General features: G+C 71.9%; 4 protein-coding genes and 1 pseudogene. 3 read left to right on the top strand and 2 right to left on the bottom strand.

Features of this window, described 5'->3' with window-relative positions; genetic code table 11:
• Positions 1-11: 11 nt before the first annotated feature.
• Both LX88_RS24570 and LX88_RS24565 read left to right on the top strand, forming a co-directional pair.
• Positions 12-19,547, top strand: a complete 19,536-nt coding sequence (locus tag LX88_RS24570; protein WP_258950177.1) for a non-ribosomal peptide synthase/polyketide synthase — start codon at positions 12-14, stop codon at positions 19,545-19,547.
• Positions 19,544-20,758, top strand: coding sequence for an MFS transporter (locus tag LX88_RS24565; protein WP_258950176.1), 1,215 nt, complete (start codon positions 19,544-19,546; stop codon positions 20,756-20,758). Before LX88_RS24570 ends, LX88_RS24565 begins: the two co-directional genes overlap by 4 nt.
• A gap of 42 nt (positions 20,759-20,800) precedes the next feature.
• Here LX88_RS24565 and LX88_RS24560 read toward each other — a convergent pair.
• Positions 20,801-20,986: pseudogene (locus LX88_RS24560) on the bottom strand (histone-like nucleoid-structuring protein Lsr2); the annotation flags it as partial.
• 165 nt (positions 20,987-21,151) lie between these two features.
• Between LX88_RS24560 and LX88_RS24555 the strand changes: the two are divergent.
• Positions 21,152-21,580 (top strand): DoxX family membrane protein, encoded by a 429-nt coding sequence (locus tag LX88_RS24555; RefSeq protein WP_258950175.1) that lies wholly within the window; start codon positions 21,152-21,154, stop codon positions 21,578-21,580.
• 46 nt (positions 21,581-21,626) lie between these two features.
• Here LX88_RS24555 and LX88_RS24550 read toward each other — a convergent pair.
• The coding region (locus LX88_RS24550; RefSeq protein WP_258950174.1) for a PASTA domain-containing protein at positions 21,627-22,204 on the bottom strand (578 nt) is incomplete at its 5' end.

Here is a 22,204-nt window from a genome sequence, read left to right as displayed (position 1 = left end):
GACACCACACCATGTCGTCGTCGATCGAGGACCGCATCGCCGCACTGCCCCCGCACCTGCGGGAGCAGATGCGCCGCCGCCTCTCCGGCCGCTCCGAACAGGCCGACGCCATCAGGCCGGCCGACCGATCGCAGCCGTTGCCGTTGTCGTTCCCCCAGCAGCGCCTGTGGTTCCTCGACAGCTTCCAGCCCGGCGGCTCCGGCTACAACAGCGCTTTGTCCCTGCGCCTGACCGGGCGGCTGGACATGCCCGCGCTGACCGCGGCGCTGAACGGTCTGGTGGCACGCCACGAATCGCTGCGCACGACGCTCGACGAGGTCGACGGCGTCGGCGTGCAGGTCGTGCACCCGCCGTTCGACCTCGCCGTGCCCGTCGTCGAGTCCCGCGACCCCGGCGCACTGGACGAGCTGCTGACCGAGGAGTACTCCCGCCCCTTCGAGCTGCGCCGCGGCCCGCTGGTGCGGGCGCTGCTGGTGCGGCTCGCCGAGGCGGAGCACGTGCTGCTGGTCACCGCGCACCACGTCGTCACCGACGGCTGGTCGATGGGTGTGCTGACCGAGGAACTGGGTGAGCTGTACGGCGCGGCGGTCGAGGGACGGGAGGCGGCGCTGCCCGCCCTGCCTCTGCAGTACGCGGACTTCGCCGCCTGGCAACGGGAACGGCTCTCCGGTGACGCGTTGCGCGGCCAGCTCGACCACTGGACGCGGCGGCTGACCGGCACCACCCCGCTGGAGCTGCCGACCGACCGGCCCCGGCCGCCGGTGCGCACCGCCAACGGCGCGGCGCACCCGTTCACCGTTCCCGCCCCGACCACCGCGGCGCTGCGCGAGCTGGCCCACGAGCGCGGCACGATCCTGTACTCCGTGCTGCTGGCCGGATGTCAGGCGTTGCTGGCCCGCTACGCCGGGCAGGACGACGTGGCCGTGGGCACCGTGACCACCGGTCGCGGCCGGCCTGGCCTGGAACGGCTGGTCGGTTTCTTCGTCAACACCGTCGTGCTGAGATCCACAGTGGACAGCCGGGTCGGCTTCACCGAGTTCCTGGACCAGGTCAAGGAGAACGTCAAGGAGGCGTTCGCCCACGACGAGGTCCCGCTCGAGCACCTGGTCGATGCCGTGCGCAAGGACCGCGACGTCAGCCGCAACCCGTTGTTCGACGTGATGGTGCTGCTGCAGAACGCCGAGGGCACCCCGCCGCGGCTGCCGGGCCTGGAGGTCGAACGGGTCGGGCTGTCCCGCCGCGACGCCATCTTCGACCTGACCATCGAGTTCCAGGAGCGGGACGGCCTCCTGGAAGGTCTGGTGGAGTACAACACCGACCTGTTCGACGCCACCACGGTCGAGCGCTTCGCCGACCACCTCGTGCGGTTGCTCGACGGCGTGGCGACCGGACCGAGCCGGCCCCTGGGCGAACTGCCGTGGCTGTCGGACGCCGAACGCGACCAGGTCCTGGTGGGCTGGAACGACGCCCGTCGCGCGCCAGTCGAGGGCACGATCTCCGGCCTGTTCGCCGAGCAGGTGCGCCGAACGCCGGACGCAGCCGCGGTCCTCTCCGACGACGTGGTCCTCACCTACTCCGAGCTGGACGCGAGGGCCAACCGGCTCGCCCGCCGGTTGATCGGCCTCGGCGTGCGGCCGGAGGACCCGGTGGGGCTGCTCGTAGAGCGGTCCGCCGACCTGGTCGTCGCCGAACTGGCCGTGGTCAAGGCCGGCGCGGCGTACGTGCCGCTCGACGGCCGCGCTCCGGCCGAGCGGATGAAGCGCGTGCTCGCCGACTCCGGGATCACGGTCCTCATCACCGATTCCGCGAACGAGAAGGTGGCCGCGTCCGTCCACGCCGGACAGATTCTGCTGCTCGACGGCGACCGGTCCGGTGCGGCCGATCCCGCGGTGGTGGTGCACCCTGACCAGCTCGCCTACGTCATGCACACCTCGGGGTCCACCGGTACGCCCAAGGGCGTGGCCGTGCGGCACCGCGACGTGGTGGCGCTGGCGCTGGACTCCCGCTTCGACGGCGGCGCGCATGACCGCGTGCTGCTGCACTCGCCGTCGGCGTTCGACGCCTCCACCTATGAGCTGTGGGTGCCGTTGCTGCGCGGCGGCCAGGTCGTCGTCGCACGTCCGGGCGACGTGGACGCCGACGCGATCCGGCACGCTGTCGCGCACGGTGTGACCGCGATCTGGTTGACCGCAGGACTTTTCCGGCTCGTCGCCCACGAGGCGCCCGAGGCGTTCGCCGGGCTGCGCGAGGTGTGGACCGGCGGTGACGTGGTGCCCGCCGCGGCCGTGCGCGGTGTGCTCGACGCGTGCCCCGGCCTGACCGTGGTCGACGGCTACGGCCCGACCGAGACGACGACGTTCGCCACGTCGTTCCCGATGACGGACGCCGTGCCCGACGTGATCCCCATCGGCCGCCCGCTCGACGGCATGGCCGCCTACGTGCTGGACGAAGGGCTGCGGCCGGTGCCCGTGGGCGTGCCCGGCGAACTGTTCCTCGCGGGCGCCGGCGTGGCCCGCGGCTACCTCGGACAGCCCGGTCTGACCGCCGAGCGCTTCCTGCCCGACCCCTTCGGCCCGCCCGGCTCCCGCATGTACCGCACCGGTGACGTCGCCCGGTGGCGCGCGCACGGGGTGGTGGAGTTCGTCGGCCGTACCGACGACCAGGTCAAGATCCGCGGCTTCCGCGTCGAGACCGGTGAGATCGACGCCCTGCTCGTGCGCCACCCCGGCATCGCCCAGTCGATCACCGTCGCCCGCGCCGACGACGGCCGCAAGCAGCTGGTCGCCTACCTCGTGCCCACGGTGGACACCGTCCCGGAGCACGCCGAACTGCGCACGTGGCTCACCCGCGAACTGCCTGACTACATGGTGCCGTCGGCGTTCGTGGCGCTGGACGCGCTTCCGCTGAGCGGCAACGGGAAGGTCGACCGCCGCGCGCTGCCCGCACCCGAGGCCCGCCCGGACGGCGCGGCCCGCCACGTCGAGCCCACCACGCCCGTCGAACGGGAGCTGGCCCGCGTCTGGGCCGAGGTGCTGCGCGTCGACCGCGTGGGGATCGAGGACAACTTCTTCGAGCTGGGCGGCGACTCCATCCTCAGCATCCAGCTCGTCGCCCGCGCTCGCCGGGCCGGACTGCGGTTGTCGTCCAAGGACGTCTTCCTGCACCCCACGGTCGCCGAGCTCGCCACGGCCGTGACGGCGGTCGTCGACCGCGCGCCGGACGCCCCCGTCGCGGGGCCCGCGCCGCTGACGCCGATCCAGGAGTGGTTCTTCGACACCGCGCCCGCGAGTCCGCACCACTTCACCATGTCCACCCACGTGGAGCTGGCCCCCGGCCTCGACGAGCAGGCGCTGGCCACCGCCGTGGACGCCGTCGTGGCGCATCACGACGCGCTGCGCGCCCGTTTCACCCGCGATGGCGACCGGTGGGTCCAGGACGTCGCACCCACCGCGCCGACCGGTGTGCTGCGGGTGCGCGACCTGTCAGGGCTGGACGAGGAGACCGCGCAGGCCGAGGCACTCGCCGCCCGGTCGAGCCTCGACCTCGCCGCGGGCCCGCTCGTGCGGGCTCTCCTGTTCCGCCTGGGAGAAGGCCGCTCGCGGTTGTTCCTGACCGTGCACCACCTCGTCGTAGATGGCGTGTCCTGGCGCGTGTTGCTCGACGACCTCGAGACCGCCTACCACCAGGTGACGCGTGGCGAACCGGTCGCGCTGGAGCCCGTGACCACCGCGTTCGCCACGTGGGCTCGCCGCCTGGCCGACCGCGTGCACGCGGGCGAACTGGACGCCGACCTCGACCACTGGGCCGGCTTCGCCGCGTCAGCTCCCGCCGACCTCCCCGTGGACCGCGAGGGCGATCCGGCCGAGGACGTCCGGGCGGTCACCGTGCGGCTGGACCGCGCCGAAACGGACGCGCTGCTGCACCAGGTTCCGGGCGTCTACCGCACGCAGGTCAACGACGTGCTGCTCAGCGCGCTCGGCCGGGCGCTGGCCGACTGGACCGGCCGCGACCGCGTGCTCGTCGGCCTGGAGGGCCACGGGCGCGAGGACGTGCCCGACGACCTCGACGTGTCCCGCACCGTCGGCTGGTTCACCAGCCAGTTCCCCCTCGCCCTGCAGGTGCCCGCGGGGGAGTGGGGCGGTGTGCTGAAGTCCGTCAAGGAGCAGGTGCGCGCGCTGCCGCGCCGCGGTCAAAGCTATGCGGCACTGCGTTACCTGGCCGCCCCGGACTCCCCGGCGGCCGCCCTGCGGGACGACCCGCACCCGCTGATCAGCTTCAACTACCACGGCCAGTGGGACGTCGCGGCCGGCGACGACGGGCTCTACCGGGCTCGGTGCGCCCCGCTCGGCCGGGACACCGCTCCCGGCAACGCCCGCGCGTACCTGATCGACGTCGTCGGCCTGGTGGAGAACGGTCGTCTCGAGCTCACCTGGCTGTACTCCGGGCGCGTGCACGACGAGTCGACCGTGCGGGCCGTCGCCGATGCGGTGGTGCGCGGGTTGGCGGAGATCGTGGCGCACTGCGCCGAGCCGGGTGCCGGTGGTCGTACGCCGTCGGACTTCCCGTTGGCGCGCTTGGACCAGGCCGCTGTGGACCGGCTGGTCGGGGCGGGTGACGAGGTCGAGGACGTCTACCCGCTGACCCCGCTGCAGGAGGGGATGCTGTTCCACGGCCTGGCCGACCCGTCGTCCACCGCCTACTTCGACCAGGTGCGCCTGCGGTTGACCGGTGTCGGTGACGAGCGGGCCCTCGCCACCGCGTGGCAACGCGTCGTCGACCGCACGCCGGTGCTGCGCGGCGCGCTGGTCTGGGAAGGCGTCGAACGGCCGGTCCAGGTCGTCCGGTCCCTGGTGGACCTGCCCTGCTCGTTCCACGACTGGCGCGAGCTGTCCGAAGAGGACCGCGAACGCGAACTGGACGTGCTGGCGGCGCAAGGCCTCGACCTGCGTCGCGCGCCGCTGATGCGGATCGACCTGGTCCGGCTTTCCGACGACGAGGTGCTGCTCGTCTGGACGTTCCACCACGTGCTGCTCGACGGGTGGAGCCTCGCGCAGGTCTTCGCCGAGGTGTGCGAGCAGTACCGGGCGATCACCGAGGGCCGCGCGCCGGAGGTGGTCACGCGACGGCCGTTCCGCGACTACCTGCGTTGGCTGGACGCGCAGGACCGGTCCGAGGCCGAACGGCACTGGCGCGAGGTGCTGGCGGGCTTCTCCGCGTCCACCGCGCTGCCCTACGACCGCACACCCGCGCGCGACCACGCCACCGAGTCCTCCACGGTGGTTCCCGTGGCGCTCACAGCCGAGCAGACCGACCGGTTGCGCCGCACCGCCCGCAGCCACGGCCTCACGGTCAACACCGTGGTGCAGGGCGCGTGGGCGTTGCTGCTGTCCCGCTACAGCGGCGAGTCCGACGTCGTGTTCGGCACGACCGTCTCCGGCCGCCCCGGCGAACTGCCGGGCGTCGAGCAGATGGTCGGCCTGTTCATCAACACCGTGCCGGCCAGGGTCACCGTGCGCGCCGACGCCGACACCGCGACCTGGCTGCGGGACCTGCAGGCCGCGCAGACCGAGTCGCGGCGGTTCGACTTCGTGTCGCTGGCGGAGCTGCGGTCGTGGAGTGACGTGCCCGCGGGGGCGTCGTTGTTCGACAGCGCCGTGGTGTTCGAGAACTACCCGCTCAACGACGTCACCGAGGTCGGCGGCATCCAGGCGACCGATGTGCGGGCACGCGACACGACCAGCTTCGCGCTCACCCTCAGCGCCGTTCTCGACGAGCGGCTCCACCTCGACCTCGCCTATGACCCGCACCTGTTCGACGCTGACACGGCCCGGAACCTCGCCGACCGCCTGCTCCTGCTCGTCGACGCCATCGCCGCCGACTCCGGGCGAACGGTGTCGGAACTGCCGCTCATGACCGACGACGAACGCCGCCAGGTGGTCGTGGACTGGAACGCCACGGCCGGTGAGGTGCCGGAGGCGACGGTCATGGACCTGTTCGAGGCGCGTGTGCGGTCGATGCCGGAAGCCACCGCGTTGGTGGTGGGGGATCGGTCGTTGTCGTTCGCGGAGTTGAACGCGTGGGCGAACCGGGTGGCGCGGGCTTTTGTGGCGTCGGGTGTGGGTCCGGAGCGGCTGGTGGCGTTGTCGTTGCCGCGGTCGGTGGAGTTCGTGGTGGCGTTGCTGGCGATCTGGAAGGCCGGTGGTGTGTACCTGCCGGTCGACCCGTCGTTGCCGGCCGACCGCGTGGGGTTCCTGTTGCGGGACGCGGAACCCGTGCTGGTCGTGCGTGACGCGCTGCCCGCGGCCGACGACTACGGCTCAGGCGACCTGAAGCCCGTCGGCGCGGAGCACGCGGCCTACGTGATCTACACGTCCGGTTCGACCGGGCGGCCCAAGGGAGTGGTGGTCGAGCACCGCAGTCTGGTGAACCTGCTGGTGGCCCACCGCGAGGGTTTCGTCCGGGGCGACCGGTTGCGGGTGGCGTTGTCGGCGGTCTTCTCGTTCGACACGTCGCTGGAAGGCCTGGTGTTGCTGGCCGACGGTCACGAGTTACACGTGCTGGACGACGACGTGCGGCTCGACCCGTCCGCGTTGGTGGCCTACGTCGTGGACCGGCATATCGACTTCATGGACCTGACCCCGTCGTACGCGCGGCAGTTGGTGGAGGCCGGGTTGCTCGACGGTGAGCACCGGCCGAAGGTGTTGATGCTGGGCGGGGAAGCGATCGGTGAGGACCTGTGGCGGCGGCTGGCCGACGTGCCGGGTACCGCGAGCTACAACTTCTACGGTCCGACCGAGTCCACAGTGGACGCGCTGTCCTGCCGGATCGCCGGTGACGGGCGCCCGGTCGTGGGACGGCCGCTGCGCAACCTGCGGGCTTACGTGCTGGACGAGGACTTGCGGCCTGTGCCCGTTGGCGTGCCGGGGGAGCTGTACCTGGCCGGTGCGCAGCTCGCACGCGGCTACCTCGGCCGTGCGGGTCTGACCGCGGACCGGTTCCTCGCCGACCCCTTCGGCGGACCGGGTGAGCGCATGTACCGCACCGGTGACCGGGCGCGGTGGCTGGCCGACGGCACCGTGGACTACCTGGGCCGCACCGACGACCAGGTCAAGATCAGGGGCTACCGCATCGAACCCGGCGAGGTCGAGGCCGTGCTGACCCAGCACCCCGGCGTCGACGAAGCCGTGGTGATCGCCCGCCAGGACGACGGGCATCAGCGGCTCGTCGCCTACGTCACCGGTGCCGGGAAGGCGGACCTGCGGGTGTGGCTGGCGGAACGGCTGCCCGACTACTTCGTGCCCTCGGCGTTCGTGGCACTGGACGCGATCCCGCTCAACGCCAACGGAAAGGTCGACCGCCGCGCCCTGCCCGCGCCCGACTTCACCTCGGCTCGCACCGAGCACGTGGCACCGCGCACGGACGTGGAGCGCGACGTGGCGGTCATCTGGTCCGAGGTGCTGGGCGTGCCGGGCATCGGTGTGCGGGACAACTTCTTCGAGCTCGGTGGCGACTCGATCCTCAGCATCCGGGTGATCTCCCGGCTGCGGGCCGCGTTCGACGTGGAGATGTCGCCGCGCGCCCTGTTCAGCCACCCCACCGTCGCCGGGATCGCCGCACTGGTCGCGGAGTCTGCAGAGGCCCGGCTGGCCGAGATCCCCGTGGTGCCCCGTGACGGCGGACTGCCGCTGTCGTTCGCGCAGCAGCGGCTGTGGTTCCTCGACGAGTTCGAACCCGGTGGCGTGGAGTACCTGACGCCGTCGATCCTGCGGCTGCGCGGTCAGCTCGACGTCGGTGCGCTGAACGCGGCGCTGACCGCGTTGGTCGCGCGGCACGAGTCGTTGCGCACCACCTTCGAGACCGTCGACGGACGTGGTGTGCAGGTCGTGCACCCGCCCAGCCCGGTCGAGGTGCCGGTGCTCGACGTGTCCGAAGAGGAGTTGTCACACGTCCTGACCCGCGAGACGACCACGCCGTTCGACCTGCGGCGTGGCCCGCTGGTGCGGGTGCTGCTGGCCCGTCTGGGCGCTGACGACCACGTGTTTTCCCTGGTACTGCACCACATCGTCACCGACGGCTGGTCCAACGGCGTGCTGCTCGGTGAGCTGGGCGCCTGCTACGAGGCCGCGACGTACGGCAGGGACGCGAAGCTCCCGCTGCTGCCCCTCCAGTACGCCGACTACGCGGTGTGGCAACGCAACGCGTCCACGGAGGAGGCGCTGGAGGAGCACCTGGCCCACTGGCGGCGTGCGCTCGACGGCGTGCGGCCGCTGGAGCTGCCCACCGACCGGCCTCGGCCGGCTGTCCGCGGCAAACAGGGCGCGCTGGTGCATTTCCAGGTGCCCGCCGAGGTCACCGACCGGCTCAAGGCACTGGCCCGTCAGCAAGACGGCACGCTGTTCATGGCACTGCTCGCCGCGTGCCAGGTGCTGTTCGCCCGGTGGTCGGGACAGCGGGACGTCGCCGTCGGCACGGTCGTCTCCGGCCGCGACCGCACCGAGCTGGAGGGCCTGGTCGGGTTCTTCGTCAACACGCTGGTGCTGCGCGCGGACGTCGACCCCCACCGGGGCTTCGGGCCTCTGCTGGGCCAGGTCAGGGAGACGGTGCTGGACGCCTTCGCCCACCAGGACGTGCCGTTCGAGCGGGTCGTGGACGAGGTGCACCCCGTGCGCGACCCCAGCCGCACCCCGCTGTTCCAGGCGATGGTCGTACTGCAGAACATCACCGACGACGAACCGCGGCTGCCCGGCCTGCGCGTCGAGGAGATCCCGCCGCCGTCGGTCGCGGCCGGCTTCGACGTGTCGTTCCAGTTCCAGGAGGTCGACGACCGCCTGGAAGCGGTGCTGACCTACGACACCGCTCTGTTCGACGCTGCCACGGCCGAGCGGATGGTCGCGCACGTCGGCGTGCTGCTCGACGGCGCGACCGCCGACCCCGGCCGTCCCGTGGCCGACCTGCCGCTGCTCACCGACGACGAGCTGCGGCACGTGCTGGAGGAGTGGAACGACACTGGCACCACCGGTCCGGCACCGGCCTATCACGAGGTCTTCCAAAACTGCGCCGGCTGCACGCCTGATGCGACGGGTCTGGTCGACGGTGGCCGGTCGTGGACCTTCGCGGAGGTCAACGCCCACGCCAACCGCATCGCCCACCACCTGATCGCCCAGGGCGTCGGGCCTGAGTCGCTGGTGGCGCTGGCGCTGCCCCGGTCGGCCGAAATGGTGTTCGCCGTGCTGGCCGTGCTCAAGGCGGGCGGCGCGTACCTGCCGCTCGACCCGGAGCACCCGGCCGAGCGGATCACCTGGGTGCTCGACGACGCCCGGCCGGTGCTGGTGGTGGCCGCGGACGACAACGTGTGCGGCGGGCTGCCGCTCGTGCGGCTGGACGACCCCGCCGTGGCCGCCCGGCCCGCCACCGACCCGGCCGATGCCGACCGCACGGCACCGCTGCGGCCGGAGCACGCCGCGTACGTGATCTACACGTCCGGCTCCACCGGCCGTCCCAAGGGCGTCGTGGTCGAGCACCGCAACCTCGCCGCGCTCGTCGCCGACCACCACGCCCGCCTGCTGCCCGATGACGGCGTGATCTTGCGTGGCATAGCCACTGCCGCCTACACCTTCGACGCCTCCTGGGAGGGGCTGCTCCTGCTCGCCGCGGGCCACGAGCTGCACCTGCTCGGCAACTCCGTCCTGCTCGACCCGCGGGCCGTGGTCGAGTACGTCGCGCGGCAGCGGATCGACTTCCTCAGCTGCACGCCGTCGTACCTGCAGCAGCTCCTGCCGGAAGGGTTGCTGGCGCACCGGCCGCGTCTGATCGCGCTGGGCGGCGAGGCCGTCGGCGAACCGTTGTGGCGTGCGCTGGCCGAGGCCGACGGCGTCACCGCGTTCAACCTCTACGGTCCCACCGAGTGCACGGTGGACTCGGTGTGGACGGAGATCACCGACCGGGACCGGCCGGTGATCGGCACGCCGGGTCAGGGCCTGCGTGCCTACGTGCTCGACGCCGGGCTGCGGCCCCAGCCGGTCGGCGTGCCCGGCGAGCTGCACCTGGCGGGCGACCAGGTGACCCGCGGCTACCTGCACCGGCCGGGCCTGACCGCAGACCGGTTCACCGCCGACCCGTTCGGGTCGCCCGGCAGCCGGATGTACCGCACCGGCGACCTGGCCAGGTGGACCGCCGGCGGCGTGCTGGAGTACCGCGGCCGGGCCGACGACCAGGTCAAGATCCGCGGCTACCGCGTCGAACCGGGCGAGGTCGAGGCCGCTCTGCTCGGCCTGCCCGAGGTGGTGGAGGCCGTGGTGGTGGCCCAGGAGCTCGAGCCGGGCACGCACCGCCTCGTCGGTTACGTCGTGGGCGCGGCCGACGCGGACGACCTGCGCACGCGGTTGAAGCAGCGGCTGCCGGACTACCTGGTGCCGTCGCTGTTCGTGCTGCTCGACGAGCTGCCCAAGACCGACAGCGGCAAGGTCGACCGGCGCGCACTGCCGGCGCCCGGCGCGACCGCCGGGCACGGGCAGGACTTCGTGCCGCCGCGCACCGCCGCGGAACGCGAGCTGGCGCGGATCTGGGCCGAGGCGCTGCGCGTGGACCGCGTCGGCGTGCACGACAACTTCTTCGGCCTGGGCGGCGACTCGATTCTGAGCATCCAGATCGTGTCCCGGGCCCGTCAGGCAGGCCTGGAACTGGTCACCAAGGACGTGTTCACCCACCAGACCATCGCCGAGCTGGCCACCGTCGTCCGCACCCGCGTTCCGGCTGCGGCCGAGCTGCCGCAGATCGCCGGACCGGCACCGCTCACGCCGATCCAGCGCTGGTACCTCGACTCGAACTCCGGCGACCCGCACCACTTCACCATGTCGATGCACCTGGAACTGGCAGAGGACGCCGACCCGGTGGCGCTGGCGGTTGCCCTGAACGCGGTTGTGGCGCACCACGAAGGTCTGCGCACCCGCTTCACACACGTGGACGGCGACTGGGTGCAGGACGTCACCGACACCGCGGTCGAACTGGAGCACCATCCGTCCACAGTGGACGAACAAGCGGTGATCACGGCCGCCCAGGCTGGATTGGACATCACCCACGGCCCGGTGATGCGCGCACTGCTGTTCTCCGGAAGGCGGCTGTTCCTTGTAGTCCACCACCTCGTCATGGATGGCGTGTCCTGGCGAATCTTGCTCGGTGACCTGGAGACCGCCTACCGCCAGGCCGTGGCGGGCGAGCGGATCGACCTGGCGCCGGTCGGCACCCGGTTCACCCAGTGGGCGCACCGGCTGACGGAGCACGTGCGGTCGGGTGCGTTCGACGGCGAACTGCCGCACTGGACCGCCGCACTCGACGCGGCGGGCGAGGTACCGGTGGACCGCGGTGGACCCAACACCGCGGGTTCGACGCGGGTGGTGTCGGTGCGACTGGACCGCGAGCGTACCGACGCGTTGCTGCACCGCGTGCCGGACGCCTACCGCACGCAGGTCAACGACGTGCTGCTCAGCGCGCTCGGCCGCGCACTGTCGGAGTGGACCGGGCGGGACCGCGTCGCGGTCACCATGGAGGGTCACGGCCGTGAGGACGTGCTCGACGGCGCCGACGTCTCACGCACGGTCGGCTGGTTCACCACCCAGTACCCGGTGGCGCTCACCGTGCCGGCCGGCGACTGGGGCGCGGTGCTCAAGTCGGTGAAGGAGCAGCTGCGGGCCGTACCCGGCCGGGGTTTCGGGTTCGAGGCGTTGCGCCAGCTCGGTTCGGCCGGCGATCTCGCCGGGACCGCGCTGCCACCGGTCAGCTTCAACTACCACGGCCGGTGGGACGTGACCGCAGCCGAGGAGGGCTTGGTGCGCGCCCGGCTGGACACCCCGGCAGCCGACGCCACGGACAGCACGCGCCCGTTCCAGCTCGACGTGGTGGGCGGTGTGGAGGACGGCGAACTGGTCCTTTCCTGGTTCTACTCCGAACACCTCCACGACGAGTCGACCGTGCGCACCGTGGCCGATGCGGTGCTCGACGGGTTGGCCGAGATCGTGGCGCACTGCGCCGAGCCGGGTGCCGGTGGCCGCACGCCGTCGGACTTCCCGTTGGCGCGCTTGGACCAGGCGGCTGTGGATCGACTGGCCGGTGACGACGTCGAGGACATCTACCCGCTGACCCCGCTGCAGACCGGGATGTTGTTCCACACGCTGGTGGACGACACCTCGACGGCGTACTCGAACCGGTTCCGGCTGCGGCTGTCCGGGGTGTCCGACCCGGACGCGCTGGCGGAGGCCTGCCGTCGCGTCGTGGACCGCACACCGGTGCTGCGTGGCGGTGTGGTGTGGGAAGGCGTCGAGGCACCGGTGCAGGTCGTGCGCCGGCGAGTCGACCTGCCGATCACCCAGCACGACTGGCGCCACCTGCCCGCTGACGACCAGGAGGCCGCGCACAGCACGGTGGGCGGCGAGGAACTGGACCTCACCAGGGCCCCGCTGCTGCGTCTGGCCATCGCCAGGCTCACCGACGACGAGGTCACGCTCTTCTGGACCGCGCACCACGTCCTGCTGGACGGGTGGAGCTTCGCGCAGGTGCTGGCCGAGATCTGCGAGCAGTACACCGCCCTCGTGGGCGGCCGGGAGCCGGAACTCGCGCCACGGCGGCCGTTCCGGGACTACCTGCGGTGGCTGGCCGACCAGGACACCGCGGCGGCCGAACGGCACTGGCGGCAGGTGCTCGCCGGCGTCGAGGCGCCGACCTCGCTGCCGTGGGACCGCTCGCCCGTCCAGGCGCACCGCGCCGAGTCCAGCGCGACCGTTCACGTGGCGCTGGACGTCGACCGGTCGGCCGGCCTGAACCGGGTCGCCCGCGCCTCCGGGCTGACGGCCAACACGGTGGTGCAGGGCGCGTGGGCGTTGCTGTTGTCCCGCTACAGCGGCGAGTCCGACGTCGTGTTCGGCACGACGGTGTCCGGCCGCCCGGCGGAACTGCCGGGGATCGGGTCGATGGTCGGCATGTTCATCAACACCGTCCCCACCCGCGTGCGGGTCGACCCGCACGCCTCGGTGCTGCCGTGGCTGGCGGAAGTGCAGGCCGCGCAGATCGAGTCGCGGCGGTTCGACTTCGTGTCGCTGGCGGAGTTGCGGTCGTGGAGTGACGTGCCCGCGGGGGCGTCGTTGTTCGACAGCGCCGTGGTGTTCGAGAACTACCCGCTGGACGACCTGCTCGACGCCGGCCAGGGCGTCCGGGTCCTCGACGTCGAAGGCGCCGACACCACCAGCTTCCCGCTCGCCCTCAGCGCCAACTTCGGCGACCGGCTGCGGCTCGAGCTGGACTACGACCCGCGCCTGTTCGACGCCGGCACCGCCGAGCGCGTCGCCGCGCACCTCGTGGTGCTGCTGGAAGAACTGGCGGCCGACCCGGACCGGACGCTCGCCGAGCTGCCGCTGATGACCGGCGAGGAACGCCACCGGGTGCTCGTGGACTGGAACGCGACGGCCGGTGAGGTGCCGGAGGCGACGGTCGTGGAGCTGTTCGAGGCTTGGGCGCGGTCGGCGCCGGAGGCCACCGCACTGGTGGTGGGGGACCGGTCGTTGTCGTTCGCGGAGTTGAACGCGTGGGCGAACCGGGTGGCCCGGGTCTTCGTGGCCTCGGGTGTGTGCCCGGAGCGGCTGGTGGCCTTGTCCCTGCCACGATCGGTGGAGTTCGTGGTGGCACTGCTGGCGATCTGGAAGGCCGGTGGCGTGTACCTGCCGGTCGACCCGTCCCTGCCGGCCGACCGCGTGGAGTTCCTGCTGCGGGACGCGGACCCCGTGCTGGTCGTTCGCGGATCGCTGCCCCCGTCCGACGCCCAGGAGTCCGGCGACCTGGCTCCGGTGCGCCGCGACCACGCCGCCTACGTCATCTACACCTCCGGTTCCTCCGGGCGGCCCAAGGGAGTGGTGGTCGAGCACCGCAGTCTGGTGAACCTGCTGGTGAACCACCGCAAGGACTTCGTCGCCGCGGCCGGTGGCCGGTTGCGGGCAGGCTTGTCGGCGGTGTTCTCGTTCGACACGTCGCTGGAAGGCTTCGTGTTGATGGCCGACGGTCACGAGCTGCACGTGTTCGACGACGAGCTGCGCCTCGACCCGCCCGCGCTGGTGCGGTACGTGGTCGATCAGCGAATCGACTTCCTGGACCTGACCCCGTCGTACGCGCGGCAGCTCGTGGAAGCCGGATTGCTCGACGGTGAGCACCGGCCGAAGGTGCTGATGCTGGGCGGGGAGGCGATCGGTGAGGACCTGTGGCGGCGGCTGGCCGACGTGCCCGGTACGGCGAGCTACAACTTCTACGGCCCGACCGAGTCCACAGTGGACGCCTTGTCCTGTCGCATCACGCCCGATTCCCCTGTCGTGGTGGGTCGTCCGCTGCTCAACACGCGTGCCTACGTGCTGGACGAGGACCTGCGACCGGTGCCCGTCGGCGTGCCGGGGGAGTTGTACCTGGCCGGTGTCCAGCTCGCCCGCGGCTACCTCGGCCGTCCTGGCCTGACCGCTGACCGGTTCCTCGCGGATCCCTTCGGTGGGCCGGGTGAGCGGATGTACCGCACCGGTGACCGCGTGCGGTGGCTGGCCGACGGAACCTTGGACTACCTGGGCCGGACCGACGACCAGGTCAAGATCCGTGGTTTCCGCATCGAACCCGGCGAGGTCGAAGCCGTGCTGACCCAGCACCCCGACGTCCGCGAAGCCGTGGTGATCGCACGGCAGGACGACGGACACAAGCGGCTCGTCGCCTATGTCACCGGTGCCGACAAGGCGGACCTGCGAACGTGGCTGGCCGAGCGGCTGCCCGAGTACCTGGTGCCCTCGGCGTTCGTGGCACTGGACGCGATTCCGCTCAACGCGAACGGGAAGGTGGACCGCCGCGCCCTGCCCGCACCGGACCTGCGGGCCGACGTCTCGGCCTACCGCGCCCCGCGCACCCCGGCCGAGGAGCTGGTCTGCCGCATCTGGGCCGACGTGCTGGGCGTGCCGCGGGTCGGGCTCGACGACAACTTCTTCGAGCTGGGCGGTGACTCCATCCTCAGCATCCGGGTCGTGTCCCGGCTGCGCGCCGAACTGGACGCGCCCGTGTCGCCGCGGGAGTTGTTCAGCTCGCCCACCGTCGCCCGGCTGGTCCAGGCGATCGGGGCCGGGACGGGCGCGGCGGACGACGTCATCCCGCGGGTGCCGCGCGACGGCGGGTTGCCGTTGTCGTTCGCACAGCAGCGCTTGTGGTTCCTCGACCAGTTCGAGCCGGAGAGCACCGACTACCTGTCGCCGTCGCTCCTGCGGCTGCGCGGTCACCTCGACGTCGACGCCCTGAACGCGGCGCTGACCGCGCTGGTCGAGCGGCACGAGTCGTTGCGCACCACCTTCGACAGCGTGGACGGCCACGGCGTGCAGGTCGTGCACCCGCCCCACCGCGTCGAGGTGCCGGTGCTCGACGTCCGCGGCGGCGAGGACGGCCTGCACGAGGCGCTGGCGCGGGAGAGCACCCGGCCGTTCGACCTCGCTCGTGGCCCGCTGCTGCGTCCGGTGCTGCTGCGCGTCGCCGGGGACGACCACGTGCTCCTCCTGCTGGCGCACCACATCGTGACCGACGGCTGGTCCAACGGCGTGCTGACCACCGAGCTCAACGTGCTCTACCGCGGGGGCGACCTGCCCGAGCTGCCGATCCAGTACGCGGACTACGCGGCGTGGCAACGGGAACGGCTGACCGGACCGCTCGCGGACGAGCAGCTCGCGTTCTGGCGGGACCGGCTGGCCGGCGTCACCCCGCTGGAACTGCCGACCGACCGGCCCAGGCCCGCGGTCCGCACGAACCACGGTGCGGTGCACCTGTTCACGCTGCCCACCGAGGTGGCCGACGGGCTCAAGGCGTTGGCGCGCCAGCAGAACGGAACCCTGTTCATGGCGCTGGTCGCCGCGTGCCAGGTGTTGTTCGCCCGCTGGTCACGGCAGGACGACATCGCCGTGGGCACGGTGGCCTCCGGCCGTGAACGCGCGGAGCTCGAAGGCCTGGTCGGGTTCTTCGTCAACACCCTCGTGCTCAGGTCCACTGTGGACGGAAGCGGTTCGTTCCGCGAGTTCCTCGGCGAGGTGCGGGGCACCGTGCTGGACGCGTTCGCCCACCAGGACGTGCCGTTCGAGCGCGTGGTGGACGAGCTGCGACCGGACCGCGACACCAGCCGCACGCCGCTGTTCCAGGCGATGGTGATCCTGCAGAACACCCCCGACGCCTCGCCGGACCTGCCGGGCCTGCACATCGAGGACCTGCCGCTGCCGGTGGTGGCGGCCAACTTCGACCTCACGTGGGAGTTCCAGCAGGACGAGGACGCCCTGCACGCGGCGGTCAACTACAACACCGACCTGTTCGACGCCTCGACCGTCGAACGGATGGCCGGGCACCTGCGCGTGCTGCTGACGGCCGCGGTGGCCGACCCCGACCGGTCGTTGGCCGACCTGCCGTTGATGGACGTGGAAGAACACCGGAACGTCCTGCACGCGTGGAACGACACGGCGCACGCCGTGCCCGACGCCACCATCACGGACCTGGTCGAGCTCCAGGTGGCACGGACTCCGGAGGCCACCGCGGTGGTGGACGACGGTGCGAAGTGGACGTACGCCGACCTCAACGCCCGTGCCAACCGCCTGGCGCACAACCTGATCGCGCAGGGCGTCGGCCCCGGCCGGTACGTCGCGATCTCGTTGCCGCGCTCCGCGGACCTGCTCGTCGCGGTGCTGGCGGTGCTCAAGGCGGGCGCCGCGTACGTGCCGATGGAGCCGGACCAGCCCGCCGGCCGGGTCGCGTTCGTGCTCGACGACGTCCGGCCGGTGCTGGTCCTCGACGCCCCGGACCTCGTGCGCACCACCGGCGGCCGGGAGGACAACCCCGGCGACCACGACCGCGTCGCACCGCTGACCACCCGCGACCCGGCGTACGTGATCTACACGTCCGGGTCGACCGGCCGGCCCAAGGGCGTCGTCGTCGAGCACCGCTCGGTCGTCAACTACCTGGCCTGGGCCACCGAGGCCTACCCCGGCCTGCGTGGCGCGGCGGTCCTGCACTCGCCGGTCTCGTTCGACCTCACCGTCACGACGCTGTTCGGCCCGCTGCTGGCCGGCGGCCGCATCGTGGTGAGCGACCTGGACGAGGACGCGGTTCCGGTGGAGCAGACGGCGTTCCTCAAGGCCACGCCGAGCCACCTGTCCCTGCTGGCCGCCGTGCCGGCGCAGCTGTCACCGACCGGTGACCTCGTCGTCGGCGGCGAGCAGTTGCTGGGCGCCGTGGTGGACGAGTGGCGGCGGGCGAACCCGACCGCCGCCGTGGTCAACGAGTACGGTCCGACCGAGGCGACCGTCGGCTGCATGGAGCACCGCGTCGAACCCGGCGAACCGCTGGCGCCCGGAGCCGTGCCGATCGGCCACCCGGCCTGGAACCACAGGCTCTACGTCGTGGACGACCTGCTGCGGCCGGTGCCGGTCGGGGTGCCCGGTGAACTGTGCATCGCGGGCGACGGCCTCGCCAGGGGCTACCTCAACCGGCCGGGCCTCACCGCGACGTCGTTCGTGGCGTGCCCGTTCGGCGAGCCGGGGGAGCGGATGTACCGCTCCGGTGACCTGGTCCGCAGGCGTGCCGACGGCGTGCTCGAGTACCTGGGCCGCATCGACGACCAGGTCAAGATCCGCGGGCACCGCGTCGAACCGGGCGAGGTCGAGTCCGCGCTCCTGCGCCACCCGCGGGTGGCCGAGGCCGCTGTGGTGGCCGTGGACAACGCTCAGGGCCACGCCCGCCTGGTCGCGTACTTCGTCGCCGGCAGCGAGGTGGGCACGGCCGAGCTCCGCGCGTTCCTGGCCGAACGCCTTCCCGCGTACATGGTGCCGTCCGCTTTCGTCGCGCTGTCCGTCCTGCCGGTGACGCCCAACGGCAAGCTCGACCGGGCGGCGCTGCCCGCTCCGGAACCCGCAGCCGGTGACGAGGGTGAGCACGTACCGCCGCGCACGCCCGTGGAGAGCGCGCTCGCCGAGATCTGGGCGGCCGTGCTGGGCGCCGGCCGCGTCGGGGTGCGGGACAACTTCTTCGAGCTGGGCGGTGACTCCATCCTGGTGATCCAGGTGGTGTCCCGCGCCAGGAAGGCCGGGCTGGCACTGACCACCAAGTCCTTGTTCCGCAACCAGACCATCGAGGCGCTCGCGCCGTTCGTCACCGAGCTGGAGACCGAACCGGTGGACACCGCCGAGGTCGTCGGCGACGTTCCGCTCACGCCGATCCAGCGCTGGTTCTTCGAGACGCGCACGGTCGCGCCGCACCACTACGCCCAGTCCATGCTGCTGGAGCTGACCGCGGACCTGGACGAGGACGCGCTGGAAAAGGGTTTGGCGGCCGTGGTGGCGCACCACGACGCGCTGCGCATGCGGTTCGAGCACGCCGGCGGCGAGTGGCGCCAGCACAACGCCCCGGTCGAGCCGGGCGGCGTGCTGGAACGGTACGACCTCAGCTCGATCGGGGAGCCGGAACGGCAGGCGCACCTGGTGAAGATCGCCGACGAGGCCCACGCGGGCTTCGACCTCGCCGCCGGTCCGCTGTACCGGTTCGTGCTGTTCCACGCCGGCGACATGCCGTCGCCACTGCTGTTCCTCACCGTGCACCACCTCGTCGTGGACGGCGTGTCCTGGCGGATCCTGCTCGACGACCTCGACACCGGCTACCGGCAGGCCGTCCGCGGTCAGGCGGTGGACCTCGGTGCGAAGTCGACGTCGTTCCGCGACTGGGCGGACGGCCTGGCCCGGCACGTCGCCGGGGGAGCGCTGGACCACGAGCTGGACCACTGGGCGGCCGCACTCGACGCCGCTCCGCTGCCCGTCGACCACGAGCGGCCGGCACCGGGTACTCCGGCGGCCGAGGTGCACGTGGTGCTCGACGAGCAGAGCACCGACGCGTTGCTGCACGACGCACCCACGGTCTACCGCACGAGGATCAACGACGTCCTGCTCGCCGCGCTGGCCTGTGCGCTGTCCCGGTTCACCGGACAACGAACGGTGTCGCTCGACATGGAGGGCCACGGCCGCGAGGACGTGCTCGGCGCGGACCTGTCCCGCACGGTCGGCTGGTTCACCACGCTCTACCCGGTCAGGCTCGCGCTGCCGGACGACGGCGCCACCTGGCGCGACGTGGTCAAGGCGGTGCGCAGGCAGCTGCGCACGGTGCCGGGCAACGGGTTCGGCTTCGGGGCGCTGCGGCACCTGGGCACACCGGACGCACGGGAACGTCTCCGCGGTGAAGGGCCGCAGGTGGTGTTCAACTACCTCGGCCAGTCCGGCAGCACCACCGACCAGGCCGGCGACGGGCTCTACCGGACCGTGCTCGACCCCGTCGGGCAGGACGGCGACCCGACCGACCGGGGACCGCACCTGCTGGAGGTGGTCGGCGGCGTGGCGGCCGGTGAGCTCCGCTTCACCTGGCACTACCAGCCGGACCGGCACGACGAGGCCACGGTGCGGCGGGTGGCGGAGGACTTCCGCGACGCGCTGCGCGGTATCGCCGCGGACTGCCGGAGCGACCGATGACCACGTCGCTGTCGCGCAACCGCGACTACCGGCTGCTGTGGGCGGGGCAGGCCCTGTCCGAGGCGGGGGCGAGCGCGTCGACCATCGCGCTGCCCCTGCTGGTGCTCCTGCTCACCGACTCCGCGGCGGCGACCGGCCTGGTGCTGGGCGCCTCCGCCGCCGCTCAGCTGGTCGTCGGCCTGCCCGCCGGGGCGCTGGTCGACCGCTGGAACCGCAGAACGGTGATGCTCGTCTGCGAAGCCGTGCAGGCGTTGGCCGTGGCCGTCCTGGTGATCGGCCTGTGGTGGGACGCCATCGGCGTGGAGCACGTGGTGCTGGTCGTCATCGTGCTCGGTGTCTGCAGGGCCCTGTCGGAGCCTGCGGAAGAGGCCGTGCTGCCCGCCATCGTGCCCGAGCGGCACCTCTCGGACGCGGTCGCGATGAACGCCGCGCGCGGCTATCTCGGGCAACTCTCCGGCACGGCGCTGGGCGGGGTGTTGTTCGGCCTGGGCCGGTGGCTGCCGTTCGCCGTGGAGGCGGTGACGCACGTGGCGACGTTCCTGTCGCTGCTGTTCATCCGCGTTCCCCCGCGAGAGCGGGAGCCGGCGCCCTTCAGCCGTTTCCACCGCGAGATCGGCGAAGGCCTGCGCTGGGTGTGGACCCAGCCGGTGGTGCGGGTGGTCGCCTTGTGCGCGGTCGGCCTCAACCTGTTCTTCCAGGCGTTCTACCTGCTGATGATCGCCATCGCGCACCGGGAGGGCGTGCCCGCCGGGCAGATCGGGATCATGGGTGCGATGCTCGGCATCGGCGGCATCTTGGGCGCACTGGTGGCGCCGCGGCTGCACCGGACGCTGCGACCGCACCGGGCGATCGTCGGCGTGTTCTGGGTCATCACCGCCCTGATCCCGCTCGCGCTGTTCGTCGACCCAGGGATCCCCACGGGCGTGCTCTTCGCGGCCGCCGCCTTCCTGGCCCCTACCGCGAACACCACCATCACCACCTATCAGCTGCTCCTCACACCCGACGAGCTCCGCGGCAGGCTGAGCAGCGTGATGGGCGTCGCGCTGGGCGTCGCCGCGATCGCGGGCCCCGCCGTCGGCGGTGTGCTGGTCGACTTCCTGACGCCTGCGCAAGCCATCCTCACCTGCGCCGCGGGCAGCGGGGTGCTGACGGTGTTCGCCACCGTGAACCCGACTCTGCGGAGGTTCTCCCGTGAAGAGGCGGTGGAGTGACCATCACCGAGGACGGAACGCGCGCTTGTGAACCGTGCCCGGCCGGCCGCCGGTCTGGCGGGCGTGGGCGACGAACTCTCGCAGTCTCGCCCGCAGGTCATCTGCGTTCCCCGCGCTGAGATCGATCGAGTACGTCACTCCGTCAAGACCGAAGTGCACCGTCTCGAGGTCCTCCGCTGTGCTGCCGTCCAGGTCATCGATGAGGTGGACGAGGGACTCTTGTGCCATTCGTTGCCTCGCAATGCCTGAGCGGAACTGGCGGGGAGTGGTCCAGGCCGGCACTTGAGGGGCACCCATCGCGAACTCAGTTGTCGTCGAGCGTGCGATGTCACAATTCAGCGCTGAGCGAACGGGCTTTACCTCTACGAAACTGGAGGTTCGAGGATTGTCCGCATGACCAAGACCTTCAGGTACATCAACGTTGTCGTGCGTGTGTTGTTCGGAGCGCTGTTCGCGTTCTCCGGGTTCACCGGGTTGTTCGGGATCGGTTCGCAGTCGACCGATGGCATGTCGGCCGAGGCGGTCGCGTTCGCCACGGCGCTCGGCGAAAGCGGGTTCGTCATGCCCGTGGTCAAGGTTGCCGAGCTGGTAGCCGGGATCATGTTGCTGGTCAACAGGTTCGTGCCGCTCGCGCTGGCTTTGCTGGCGCCGCTGGTGGTCGGTGTCTTCGGGTTCCACCTGCTGCTGGAGCCCAGCGGGGCGGTGATCGCCGTGGTGCTCGCGGTGGTCGAGATCTACCTGGCGTGGGTCCACCGGGATGCGTTCGTGCCGATGTTGCGGCCTGCCTACTCGCAGGAGATGTCGTCGTTGTCCCGGTCGTAGACGTCCGTGCCCGGTCGCGCGACGACACCGCCGAACGCGAGGGGCGTCAGCCGGGATGCGGCACTCCAGGAGCGGGAGGCGGCAAGATCGCGGCAGGGGAAAGCGGCTCCGGCGGAGCTGTCGTCGTGGGAGGCAGGACGGGGCCGCTGCTGACGGAGAGCGTCACCGGCGCGCCCCGCAGGGAGAAGCCTCGCAGCGACTGAGCGACCACGGCGCCCCGCGGCTTGGGTGAGCTGATGGACACGGTCCTCACCTGGTAACCCGCGTCGCGCAGCATCGCCGACGCCTTGCTGATCTCCGAGCCGACGACGTCCGGCACCGTCAGCCCGGGATCGCCGTGGACATAGCGCTCCTCGACCTGCGGCAGGGGTTTCTCCGGCAGGTCGGCGTGCACCTTCGTCATCGTGTCGAACCAGGTCGCGGCGGGCACGGTGCCGCCGTAGATGTTGCCCTCGGGGCACAGTCGCGGCGGTCCGCCGCCGATGCAGATGCCCTTGGGCGAGGTGCTGTCGTTGAACACCTGGACGGCGGCGGCGTAGTCGGGGGTGGCTCCCAGGTAGGCCGCGGACTTGTACTCCTCGGTCGTCCCGGTCTTGCCCATCATCGGGCGCTTCCAGCCCGCCT

Origin of the sequence: Lentzea californiensis (assembly GCF_024648825.1) — a bacterium.
Taxonomy (GTDB): domain Bacteria; phylum Actinomycetota; class Actinomycetes; order Mycobacteriales; family Pseudonocardiaceae; genus Lentzea; species Lentzea californiensis.
Note: the sequence above shows the minus strand (reverse complement) of the source record. Positions and strands in the feature narration are given on the sequence as shown.